Origin of the sequence: Rhizobium jaguaris (assembly GCF_003627755.1) — a bacterium.
In the GTDB taxonomy this organism is placed as follows: domain Bacteria; phylum Pseudomonadota; class Alphaproteobacteria; order Rhizobiales; family Rhizobiaceae; genus Rhizobium; species Rhizobium jaguaris.
On sequence record NZ_CP032694.1, the window covers coordinates 2,302,596 to 2,314,831 of the forward strand.

Annotated in this window: 8 protein-coding genes; 3 read left to right on the forward strand and 5 right to left on the reverse strand. The window is 60.3% G+C overall.

Annotation, left to right across the window (positions count from 1 at the left end):
* Positions 1-66: 66 nt before the first annotated feature.
* The gene (gene alaS / locus CCGE525_RS11320; RefSeq protein WP_120704330.1) at positions 67-2,727 is read right to left on the reverse strand and encodes an alanine--tRNA ligase; all 2,661 of its coding nucleotides are present in this window, start codon (positions 2,725-2,727) and stop codon (positions 67-69) included.
* A gap of 251 nt (positions 2,728-2,978) precedes the next feature.
* A complete protein-coding gene (gene recA, locus CCGE525_RS11325) occupies positions 2,979-4,064 on the reverse strand; it encodes a recombinase RecA (RefSeq protein WP_120706373.1) in 1,086 nt (361 codons plus the stop codon).
* A gap of 239 nt (positions 4,065-4,303) precedes the next feature.
* Here recA and CCGE525_RS11330 point away from each other — a divergent pair, with 239 nt between their 5' ends.
* Both CCGE525_RS11330 and CCGE525_RS11335 read left to right on the forward strand, forming a co-directional pair.
* A complete protein-coding gene (locus CCGE525_RS11330) occupies positions 4,304-5,248 on the forward strand; it encodes a carbohydrate kinase family protein (protein ID WP_120704331.1) in 945 nt (314 codons plus the stop codon).
* A 46-nt stretch (positions 5,249-5,294) separates the two neighbouring features.
* Positions 5,295-6,221: a pseudouridine-5'-phosphate glycosidase gene (locus CCGE525_RS11335; protein ID WP_120704332.1), complete on the forward strand. Its 927-nt coding sequence runs from the start codon at positions 5,295-5,297 to the stop codon at positions 6,219-6,221.
* Positions 6,222-6,260: 39 nt separating this feature from the next.
* Here CCGE525_RS11335 and trpS read toward each other — a convergent pair whose 3' ends face one another.
* Together trpS and cckA are read right to left on the reverse strand one after the other, a co-directional pair.
* Complete coding sequence (gene trpS / locus CCGE525_RS11340) at positions 6,261-7,280, reverse strand: tryptophan--tRNA ligase (protein WP_120706374.1); 1,020 nt, start codon at positions 7,278-7,280, stop codon at positions 6,261-6,263.
* Positions 7,281-7,582: 302 nt separating this feature from the next.
* Positions 7,583-10,201: a cell cycle histidine kinase CckA gene (cckA, locus tag CCGE525_RS11345; protein WP_120704333.1), complete on the reverse strand. Its 2,619-nt coding sequence runs from the start codon at positions 10,199-10,201 to the stop codon at positions 7,583-7,585.
* A gap of 290 nt (positions 10,202-10,491) precedes the next feature.
* Between cckA and CCGE525_RS11350 the strand changes: the two genes are divergently transcribed.
* Positions 10,492-11,415, forward strand: coding sequence for a flagellar biosynthetic protein FliO (locus CCGE525_RS11350; RefSeq protein ID WP_120704334.1), 924 nt, complete (start codon positions 10,492-10,494; stop codon positions 11,413-11,415).
* Positions 11,416-11,619: 204 nt separating this feature from the next.
* Here CCGE525_RS11350 and dksA read toward each other — a convergent pair whose 3' ends face one another.
* A complete protein-coding gene (gene dksA / locus CCGE525_RS11360; protein WP_120704336.1) occupies positions 11,620-12,039 on the reverse strand; it encodes an RNA polymerase-binding protein DksA in 420 nt (139 codons plus the stop codon).
* Positions 12,040-12,236: the final 197 nt, after the last annotated feature.

Below are 12,236 nucleotides of genomic sequence, written 5' to 3' on the forward strand. Positions count from 1 at the left end.
ATAAACGAAAAGCGGCGGAGGCCATTGGCTCCCGCCGCTTCTGGTATTTGGAATAAGATCTTGCCGTTAGCCGGCGAGAGCCGCAGCAACAGCCTCGATCGCTTCATCCGCCTTGGCGCCATCCGGGCCGCCGGCCTGCGCCATGTCCGGACGACCACCACCACCCTTGCCGCCAAGAGCGGCGGAGGCGATGCGGACGAGATCGACGGCGCTGAGGCGGCCGGTCAAATCGTCCGTCACCGCCACAACGGCGCTGGCCTTGCCATCGTCGGAGACGCCGATCAGTGCCACGACGCCAGAGCCGAGGCTGGTCTTGCCATCATCGGCCAGCCCCTTGAGGTCCTTCGGATCGACGCCGGAAATGGCCTTGCCAAGGAACTTGACGCCGCTGATTTCGCGCACGGCATCCGCCGAGCCGCCCTGACCGCCGCCCATGGCGAGCTTGCGCTTAGCGTCGGCCAATTCGCGCTCCAGCTTACGGCGCTCATCCATCAACGCCTCGACGCGCGACACGACATCGCCCGGCTGCACCTTCAAGGTCGAGGCTAGCGTCTTCACGCGCTCATCCTGCTCGGCAAGATAGTCGCGTGCTGATTCACCAGTCACGGCTTCGATACGGCGCACGCCAGCACCGACGGCGCTTTCGCCGAGAATGCGAACAAGGCCGATCTGACCGGTGGCCGAAACATGTGTGCCGCCACACAGTTCGACGGAATAGGGCTTGCCGGTCTTGGCACCGCGCACGCCCTGCCCCATGGATACGACGCGTACTTCATCGCCATACTTCTCGCCGAACAGCGCCATTGCGCCCTCGGCAATCGCGTCATCGACGCTCATCAGCCGGGTCGTCACGGGCGAGTTCTGCAGCACGATTTCGTTCGCCATGTCCTCGACGACCTTCAGCTCCTCGGCCGACATCGGCTTCGGATGCGAGACGTCGAAGCGCAGGCGCTCGGGCGCCACCAGGGAGCCCTTCTGCGCGACATGCGTGCCGAGAACCTCGCGCAGCGCTTCATGCAGCAGGTGGGTCGCCGAATGATTGGCGCGCAGGCGCGAGCGTCTGTTGTGATCGACCGTCAAAGCGACGGCATCGCCGGCTTTGATCGTGCCTTCCGAAACGGTGGCAGTATGCACGAACAGGCCCTCACCCTTCTTCTGGGTATCGCTGACCGAAAGCTTGCCGTGGTCGCTGGAGATGACGCCGGTATCGCCCATCTGGCCGCCGGATTCGCCGTAGAACGGCGTCTGGTTGACAACGATCTGCACCTTGTCGCCGGCCGAGGCGCTGTCGACGGCTACGCCATCCTTGACGATTGCCTGGATCACGCCTTCAGCCGATTCCGTGTCGTAGCCGAGGAATTCGGTCGCGCCGAACTTCTCCTTGAGCTCGAACCAAATGGTCTCGGTTGCCTTGTCACCTGAGCCGGCCCAATGCGAGCGGGCCTCGGCCTTTTGCCGTTCCATCGCATCGGTGAAGCTCGAGATATCGACGCCGATGCCGCGAGCGCGCAATGCGTCCTGCGTCAGGTCGAGCGGGAATCCGTAGGTGTCGTAAAGCTTGAAAGCGGTTTCGCCATCAAGGCTGTCGCCCTTGTGAAGGGTCGAGGTTGCATCCGCGAGAAGAGACAGGCCGCGTTCCAGCGTCTTGCGGAAACGGGTCTCTTCCAGCTTCAGCGTCTCGGAGATCAACGCTTCGGCGCGTACGAGCTCGGGATAGGCGCGGCCCATCTGCTGCACCAGCGTCGGCAACAGCTTCCAGACCAGCGGCTCCTTGGCGCCGAGCAGCTGCGCATGGCGCATGGCACGGCGCATGATGCGGCGAAGCACATAGCCGCGGCCTTCGTTCGACGGCAGCACGCCGTCAGCAACCAGGAAGGCAGATGAGCGCAGATGGTCGGCGATGACGCGATGGCTGGCGCGATGCTCGCCCTCGGCCTTGACGCCGGTCGCCTCTTCCGAAGCTTCGATCAGCGCGCGGAACAGGTCGATATCGTAATTGTCATGTTTGCCCTGCAGCACGGCGGCAACACGTTCGAGACCCATGCCGGTATCGATCGACGGGCGCGGCAGGTCGACCCGCTGTTCCTTGGTGATCTGCTCGAACTGCATGAAAACGAGATTCCAGATCTCGATGAAGCGATCGCCATCCTCTTCCGGCGAGCCGGGAGGGCCGCCCCAGATATGGTCGCCATGATCATAGAAGATTTCGGAGCATGGGCCGCAGGGACCGGTGTCGCCCATCGCCCAGAAATTATCGCTGGTGGCGATACGGATGATCTTGTCGTCCGAAAGACCGGCGATCTTCTTCCAGAGATCATAGGCTGCGTCGTCCGTATGGTAGACCGTCACCAGCAGGCGCTTGGCGTCGAGGCCGAATTCCTTGGTGATCAGGTTCCAGGCAAGCTCGATGGCGCGCTCCTTGAAATAGTCGCCGAACGAGAAATTGCCGAGCATCTCGAAGAAGGTGTGGTGACGGGCGGTGTAACCGACATTGTCGAGGTCGTTATGCTTGCCGCCGGCACGCACGCATTTCTGCGCCGTCGACGCAGTCTTGTAAGCGCGCTGCTCCAGACCGGTGAAGACGTTCTTGAACTGCACCATGCCGGCATTGGTGAACATCAGCGTCGGGTCGTTGCGCGGCACAAGCGGGCTCGACGGCACGATCTCGTGGCCGTTTTTCTTAAAATAGTCGAGAAAGGTCGACCGGATTTCATTCACACCGCTCATATTGGGCCCTTCAGTCCTTGCCTCAAGCGAGATTTCGTCTCGCTCATGTTCCTTCGTTTAGCTTGATCTTATGCAAAAACCGCTTCGCACTTTGGGGATCACGCTCTGGCAATATTTAGTAAATCCAGTGGCTTTTATCGTCCGCTCCCGGCCCTGTCCAGCCGCACAAACAAAACCGGCCGTACATCCCTTAGACAATACGGCCGGTTTCGAATTTTAGTCTTGGTTAGTCCTTGGCTCGATCGCGGAAATTACGCGTCCGCGGCGTCGCCGTCATCAGCGTCAGGTCCGCCATTCTGCAGGAAGCGATCGGCGATCAGGCCAGCATTCTGGCGCAGCGACAGTTCGATCTCGCGGGCGAGATCCGGATTGTCGCGCAGGAAGAGCTTTGCATTCTCGCGACCCTGACCCAGACGCTGGCTGTTATAGGAGAACCAGGCACCGGACTTCTCGACGATCCCAGCCTTGACACCCAGATCGACCAATTCGCCGGTCTTGGAAACGCCTTCGCCATACATGATGTCGAACTCGACCTGCTTGAAGGGGGGCGCCATCTTGTTCTTGACGACCTTCACGCGCGTCTGGTTGCCGACCACCTCTTCGCGCTCCTTGACCGCCCCGATACGGCGGATGTCGAGACGAACGGAGGCGTAGAATTTCAGCGCGTTACCGCCGGTCGTCGTTTCCGGCGAACCGAACATGACGCCGATCTTCATGCGGATCTGGTTGATGAAGATCACCATGCAATTGGACTTCGAGATCGAAGCGGTCAGCTTGCGCAACGCCTGGCTCATCAGACGCGCCTGCAAGCCCGGCAGGCTGTCGCCCATTTCGCCTTCGATTTCGGCGCGCGGCGTCAGAGCCGCAACGGAATCGACGACGAGAACATCGATGGCGCCGGAGCGCACCAGCGTATCGGTAATTTCAAGCGCCTGTTCGCCGGTGTCCGGCTGCGAAATCAGAAGGTTCTGCAGGTCGACGCCGAGCTTGCGGGCATAGACCGGATCAAGCGCGTGTTCGGCGTCGACGAAGGCGCAAATGCCACCCTTCTTCTGAGATTCTGCGATCGTCTGCAGCGCCAGCGTTGTTTTACCAGAGCTTTCCGGTCCGTAGATCTCGATGATACGCCCCTTCGGCAAGCCACCAATGCCGAGGGCGATATCGAGGCTCAGGGAGCCGGTGGAAACTGTTTCGATTTCGACCACATTCTCGTTCGAACCGAGCTTCATGATCGAGCCCTTGCCGAACGACCGCTCAATTTGAGAGAGTGCCGCTTCAAGTGCCTTGCTTTTATCCACCGATTTGTCCTCTACAAGCCGCAAAGAATTCTGAGACATCCGATCCACCTTTAGGTTATTGAAGCCGCTCAAGCAATGTCGCCGCTGATGAGAATTGTGTACTCCATTTGTTCTCATGCCGCAAGAGCACAACAAGCGATTGAAAGAAAAAGGTAAAATGAATTCCGTTCTACATTTGTTTTCTTCTTTCATAGCAAGGACTTACATGCCCTCGCCCGGCTTTTTGCGCGAAAAATCAGCCGGCTCGATTCGCCTTTGGGACCGCTGAGGAGATCGATATGGCGAAGAAGATTCTGGTGCTGGGTGGTGCCCATATCGATCGGCGCGGCCGCATCTTCGGCGAGACGGCGCCGGGGGCCAGCAACCCGGGCGCATGGTTTGAAGAGCCGGGCGGCGGCGGCTTCAACGCGGCGCGCAATCTGGCTCGCCTCGGCTTCGATGTGCGGCTGATCTCGCCGCGCGGCGGCGACGCAGCCGGCGAGATGGTGGCGGACGCCGCGCGCAATGCCGGGGTCGATGACAAGCCCTTCGTTTTCCTCGATCGCAAGACGCCGAGCTATACCGCAATCCTGGAACACGACGGCAATTTGGTGATCGCGCTTGCCGATATGGAGCTCTACAAACTGTTTGTGCCGCGCCGGCTGGCAATCCGCGCTATTCGCGACGCCTTCGCGGCTACCGACCTGATCCTCTGCGATGCCAACCTTCCGGCCGAAACGCTGGCGGCTATCGCAACGCGTGCCGCCGATTGCGGCAAGCCGTTGGCCGCGATCGCAATTTCGCCGGCCAAGGTGGTGCGCCTGAAACCAAGCCTTGCCGGTATCGACCATCTTTTTCTGAACGAAGCGGAAGCCGTGGCATTGACCGAAAGCCGCCCCGACGACCCGCGCCATTGGGTTGCGGGATTGCGCTCACTCGGCCTCAAAGGTGGTGTGATCACCCGCGGAAAGCGCGAGTTGATCGCCTTCTCCGGCGATAACGCGATCAGCCTGCAGCCCCCCATCGTCGATGAGGTGGCCGATGTTACCGGGGCAGGCGACTCGCTCGCCGCCGGTGTTCTTGCCGCACTGCTTGCCGGCCACGATCTCGGCGAAGCCGTGCGCTATGGAGCGGCGGCGGCGGCGATCACCGTGCAGTCACCTTTCGCCACCGCGGAAAATCTTTCGCCCGAGCTTCTGAAGGCAACGCTGGCTCTTGTTCCCGAAGCCGCTATTCTATCTTGAAGCGCGCGTATTACGCATTTCCCATCTCAGCCAACTGGACTCAACCATGACCAAGCCCATTTCACCCTCGCTGCCGATCTCCTATTCGAAGGAGGTTGCTGCCGCCAAGCTGCGCGGCGCGCCGTTGGTGGCGCTGGAATCGACCATCATAACCCACGGCATGCCCTATCCAGGCAATATCGAGATGGCACGCAGCGTCGAGGCGATCATCCGGCAGGAAGGCGCCGTTCCGGCGACGATCGCCGTCATTCACGGCGTGCTGCATATTGGCCTGGAGCCGGCAGAGCTGGAAGCGCTTGCCAAGACCAGCGGCGCGATGAAGGTGTCGCGCGCCGATCTCGCCTTCGCGATTGCCGAGCGCCGCACAGGCGCCACCACCGTTGCCGCAACGATGATTGCCGCGGCGCGGGCCGGCATCAAGGTCTTCGCGACCGGCGGCATTGGCGGCGTACATCGCGGCGCTGAGGAAAGCTTCGATATCTCGGCCGACCTGGAAGAGCTCGCCCGCACCGACGTCATCGTCGTTTGCGCCGGCGCCAAGGCCATCCTCGATATCCCGAAAACACTCGAAGTGCTGGAAACCCGCGGCGTCCCTGTCGTCACCTATGACAGCGCCGAATTCCCCGCCTTCTGGTCGCGTTCTTCCGGCCTGCCGAGCCCGCTCACGCTGAATAGCCCGGCCGCGATCGCCAACTTCCAGACAACGCGTGAACAGCTCGGGATCGACGGCGGCATGCTGATCGCCAATCCCGTGCCGGAAGCCGATGAAATCCCGCGCGAGGAAATGGAGATTTACATCGAGCGCGCCCTGGACAGCGCCGAGCGCGACGAGATCGCCGGCAAGGCGGTTACCCCCTACCTGCTCAGCACCATCTTCGATATCACCGACGGCCGCAGCCTCAAGACCAATATCTCGCTCGTCGAAAACAATGCTCGCCTTGCCGCTGAGATCGCGGTTGCTCTGGCCGAATAAGTACGACGTCCCGTTACGGATGTCGGCCCTGTGGCCGCTTTAGGTGAAGGTGAATAGACCTAAAGCGGCGCGCAGTTCTGCAAAGGTTGCCTCCGTCCGCTCTTTAGCCCTGAGCGTGCCTTGCCGCAGCATGTCCAGAACATAGCCGGGATCACCGGCGAAGCGCTTACGGCGCTCGCGGATCGGAGCGAGCAGAGCTTGCAGAATATTTTCGAGCTGTCGTTTCACGACCATGTCGCCAAGGCCGCCCTTTCGATAGCGCGCCTTCAGCTCCTCGACGAAATCCTTGTCCTCGGCAAATGCATCGAGATAGGTGAAGACGACATTGCCTTCGACCTTTCCCGGATCGACGGCGCGCAGATGGTCGGGATCGGTGAACATTCCGCGCACGGCTTGCCGAATATCATCGGGCGAGGCGGATAGCGGGATGGCATTGCCCTGCGACTTGCTCATCTTAGCCTTGCCGTCGATGCCCGGCAGGCGGCCCACCATCGGTATCATCGCTTCGGCCTCCGGGAGAACGTCGCGGCCGACCTGCCGGTTGAGACGACGTACGATTTCGTTGGTTTGCTCGATCAATGGGGCCTGATCTTCGCCCACCGGAACGAGCGTCGCCTTGAAGGCGGTGATGTCAGCCGCCTGAGCGACGGGATAGCAAAGAAATCCTACCGGAATATCGCGCTCGAAACCGCGAAGCTGGATTTCCGTCTTGATCGTCGGGTTGCGCTCCAGCCGTCCGACAGTCACGAAGTTCAGATAGAGCAGCGTCAACTCCGCCAGCGCCGGCAAGGCGGACTGCACGCAGATCGTTGTTGCGGCCGGATCGATCCCGACTGCGAGATAGTCGAAGGCCACTTCCAGCACGTTGCGGCGAATCCTGTCCGGATCATGGGCGTTGTCGGTCAGGGCCTGCGTATCCGCGAGAAGCAGGAATTGCCGGTGGCTATGCTGAAGGGCAACGCGGTTCCTGAGGGACCCGACATAATGACCGAGATGGAGAGGACCGGTGGTGCGGTCGCCGGTAAGAATGACCGGTCTGTTATCGATAGGTGAAGACATTGGTTGCTCCGCAAAGGAGCCGCCGCGATCGAGGAAATGTCGGGAAATGACCATACCTGCCGAATCACGGCGGCAAGGGTCGATTTCAAGAAATGACGACTGCCGCTCCTAGAGGGAGCGCCACCACATCCGCAGACTGAGGTTTGCAAGGTCGATCATGCCGGCTTGATGCCATGGATCGGATAGGTATGGCAACCGGAAATGTCAGCGCCTGTCACCTCCGCCGCCTCCATGCCCCACGCCTCTCCAGATCGCTGACCGGTAAAGCACATTGGAACAGCGCCTTACACAGCTTTTCTCGTCTATCGATCCAGCGTCTCTCTAACGACGACGGCAAGCTGCTTCAGAGAGAAGGGCTTGGGCAGGAAACCGAATTTGGCGTCGGCCGGCAAATTGCGGGCAAAGGCATCTTCAGCATAGCCGGACACGAAGATGAATTTCATGTCGGGATATTTTTTACGCAATTCGCGCAACAGCGAAGGCCCGTCCATCTCCGGCATGACAACGTCGGAGACGACGACATCCACCTGCCCGTCCAGCTCATCCATGATGTCGAGCGCCTCGACGCCGGACCCTGCCTCGTAGACTGTATAGCCGCGCGTCTCGAGCATGCGCTTGCCGCCACGGCGCACAGCCTCCTCGTCCTCGACCAGGAGAACGACGGCCGACTTCCCGGTGAGGTCGGCAGGCTCGTCCGGCGGGGGGACGATGGCGGCGACGCTCTGATCCATCGCCGAGATATCGCGGCTCTCGGAGACCTGCCCTTCGATAATCGTGGGGATCTCAACGATGTGGCGCGGCAGGAAGATGCGGAAGGTCGTGCCCTTGCCGACTTCGGATTCTGGATGGATATAGCCGCCCGATTGCTTGATGATGCCGTAGACCATGGCGAGCCCAAGCCCGGTGCCTTTGCCCACTTCCTTCGTCGTGAAGAAGGGCTCGAAGATCTTATCCATGATATCGGGCGCGATGCCCGTACCCGTGTCGCTGACCTCGACCAGCACCATTTCCTCATGCGGCAGATAGGCGTAGTTGAAAGAGGCCACATCTGTTGCCGACAAATTGCGGGTGCGCAGCGTCAAGGTGCCGCCGCCCGGCATGGCGTCGCGGGCGTTGACGCAGAGATTGATCAGCACCTGCTCGAACTGCGACAGGTCGGTCTTCACCGGCCAGAGATCGCGACCATAGTCGACATCCAGTTTGACGTGCGTGCCCGAAAGCAGCCGGTCCACCAGCATACGCAGGTCGCCGATCACGTCAGTCAGATTGAGGATCGTCGGCCGCATCGTCTGTTTGCGCGAGAAGGCCAGCAATTGCCGCACCAGCACAGCGGCACGGTTGGCGTTGCGCTTGATCTCCATCAAGTCGGCAAAGCTCGCGTCGGATGGCCGCGCCTGCAGCAACAGATGGTCCGAAGACAGCAAGATCGCCGTCAGCACGTTGTTGAAATCATGCGCGATGCCGCCGGCGAGCGTGCCGACCGCATTCAGCTTCTGCGTCTGCGCCATTTGCGTTTCCAGCGCCTTCTGCTCGGTCACTTCGACGGCATAGACGATGGCCGCTTCCTCAGGCGCTTCGTCAGTCTGGTCGATGACGGCATTGACATAGAAGCGGAAATGCCGCGTGTCATCGTTCGGGTTGCGGGAGTCGATCGGCGGGATATCACCTTGCCGGTCCTTGGCGGCGGCAAGCGCCTGTTCGAGCCGCGGCCGGTCAGCTTCATAAACGATGGTCTCGAGAGCAGCACCACGCTCGATATCGTCACGCGATACGAGATCGGAGAAGAGTTTCAGGAAAGGTGCGTTGGTGCGCAGAATGCGCCCTGCACCGTCGACTGAGGCAATCGCCATCGGCGTATTGTTGAAGAAGCGGCTGAAGCGCATCGCCGCAACAGACGCGGATTGATCGTTGTCGCCGCCATTCTGTCGCGTCAGCACGATGGTGCGGCTTTCGCCCGGCGCGCCGTCGCGCATCGACGTGACGCTGTGGACAATCTGCACCGGCAAGCTCTGGCCATTGGCGCGGCGCAGGTCGAGATCGAGTGACACCGTCTTTTTCAGCCCGGGCTCGGCCTGCACGGACTGGATCAGAGCCAAGCCCTCGCCGGCGACGAGATCGCCGATGGTCATCGAGCCCGGCGTGAATTTGGTGAGATCGAAGCCGAGCCATTCGGCAAGTGTCGCATTCAGATAGAATATCTCGCCCTTGCGGCCGGCCGAAAAGAAGCCCGCCGGCGCATGATCGAGATAGTCGATGGCGTTCTGCAGTTCCTTGAAGAAACGCTCCTGATCGTCCCGCTCCGAGGTAATGTCGGTGACCTGCCAGATATGCAGTGCTTTGCCGCTCCCCTGCTCTGGCGGCAGTACACGCGCCTTCAAGCGATACCAATGTGCGCCGTTGCCATTGCCTTCCTCTGGGCCGAGCGGCTTTAGGAGCCGAAATTCCTCCGAACCTTCCTTGCCATCGCGCAAACCGTTGGCGAGACGGTATAGCGCCTCGTTGGATTCGCGATTGCGGGATAGCAGCGTTTCCAGCGATTGCACTTCGGTAGCCTTGGCTGCGCCCGTCAACCGACCGTAGGCGGCATTGGCGTAGATGATACGGCCCTTTTCGTCCGTAATCAGCGTGCCGTCCGGATGGCTGTTCAGGAACGAACGCGCCAGGCTGTCGGACTGCGTCTGCGGCATGACCTCGACGAAGCCGATGATGGAGGAGACAAGGAAGAAGATGCCGACCATAGCAAGAATGCCGAGCCCGCCAAGCACCGTTTCATTGTCAAGCTGGTCCTTGAAGACCACAAAAGCCACGGCGGCGGCCACCAGCACCAGGGCAAGCAGGATGATGCGCAATGCGGTGCCCGACCGAACCCCGCGATCCACCAGCGGCACGCTATACTCGTCGGACTGACGCTGCTTCGTCATAAACCCCTCGTCTCCATCCTCTTCCTTGTCACGTCACGTGCTTGACGGATCGCTGGATTCGGATCTTTTCGAATCTTCTTTACCAATTTGCAGCATCAGCAAAAAGCTTTGCGGGGCTAGAAAGGCCTGTATTCACAAGGAAGAGCGCTGGACAAACAACGATCCTATCTTGTTTCCGGGGCAGACCTGTCCATATGATCGCCTCATATCAAGACAAAGGTGAAGACGTAGGCCGGTCGTTACGTTACGGCAAGGTCACGACATCGGGGACAATTACGGAGTATCTCGAAATGTGGGACGAAATCGCCGGGGCTTACGGCAGTCGCTTCTTCCTCGCAGCCGGTGGGGTCGGCATTGCCCTTCTTCTGCTGATCTGCATCCTCTGGATCTTCCGCAACCGAGCGCCCTCGCCTTTCGTGCGCGGCGGCAAAAACCGCCAGCCTCGCCTGCAGGTGCTTGATGCTGCTGCCGTCGACGCTCGCCGCCGTCTCGTGTTGGTACGGCGCGATGGCATCGAGCATCTTATCATGATCGGCGGCCCGACCGATATCGTCATTGAGTCCGGCATTTCGGATGCGGCCAAGGCAGGCATGCCGGGGCCGGTCGGAACGCCCTTGGCCTTCGAACAGCGCTTGGAGCCAGCGCAGGAAGCGCCGCGCGTCGATCATCAGTCGGCGGCAGGTTTACAACCGTCTATGCCGGAGGAAGTCTCACTCGAATCTCCTATGCGGCCTGAGCCTCAGGCTGGCTTTGAGCCGCCCCCGCGTCGTGTCACGCCCGCGGTCGAGCAGCCCGCCCCCGCGTCTCAGCAGCGCGCGCAGCAGTCGGCTGCCATGCTGGGCGAGGCGGAAGTGGCCGAAATTCTCGATGCAGCACGTCAGCACGTATTGCCGCAAGAGCCAGCGCGTGTCGCTCCGGCCGCACAGCCCATTCGCCCCTCCGTCGTCGCAGCAGCACCGGTGGTTGCGCCTCCGCCGGTGCGCGAACCCGGCACCGAATTCCAGCGCATATTGGAAGCGGAAATGTCCAACAATCTGACTGCCGAGCGGATCATCCCGAATGCGCAGGCACAACGGCAAATACAGCAGCAGCCCGCAGTTTCCCCACAGCAACGCCGAGATCCGGAACTCGCTCCGATGGCCGGGTCGGATGCCGCGCTTCAGAAGGAGGTTGCACGTATCTTCGGTGAAATGAGCGTCAACCGCGACAAATAAGGTGGAGCGCTCAAGCATGTCGCGCAAAAGTGCGCCGCGGTTTTGCGATAACGACATGCGCAAAATCAGGAAGCTAAAGCGCAGGGAGCGAATCCCAGAGATCGCGATGCGCTTTAGCCGTCTTCGAAACGGTATGAAAAAGGCACGACGGAAATTTCCGCCGTGCCTTAATTTTTTTGCGCTCCAAGCGGCTCGATCAGACGCTTATTCGTCGCGATAGACTTTTTCGCGGCGCTCGTGGCGTTCCTGCGCTTCGATCGACAAGGTGGCAATCGGGCGGGCGTCCAGGCGCTTGAGACCGATCGGTTCGCCGGTTTCCTCGCAGTAACCGTAGGTCCCGTCCTCGATCCGCTGCAGAGCGGCGTCAATTTTTGAGATAAGCTTGCGCTGACGGTCGCGAGCCCGAAGCTCGATGGCTCTGTCAGTTTCAGAAGAAGCCCTATCAGCGAGATCCGGATGGTTTGCGCTTTCTTCGGCCAGATGATCGAGGGTTTCGCGCGCTTCCCTTAAGATGTCATTTTTCCAGGCGACTAGCTTTGCACGAAAATAGGCACGCTGGTTTCCATTCATGAACTCCTCATCCTCAGAGGGTACATAACTGCTAAGATCGATCTTCTCACTCAACGCGATTCTCCTGAAGAACATCTCATATGGCGCGCTGTATATCCCAACCGATAGTATCGATTCAAGCCAAATAGACGTGGTAAACGGTTTTTTAAATTTGTCATAAAATTCGGCTAAAGGTCTATTTTTTCATCATATATTCGCGATACTAAAAATGTGGTAGAACCATAACCTTCGCGTGAACGACCGCCAAACTC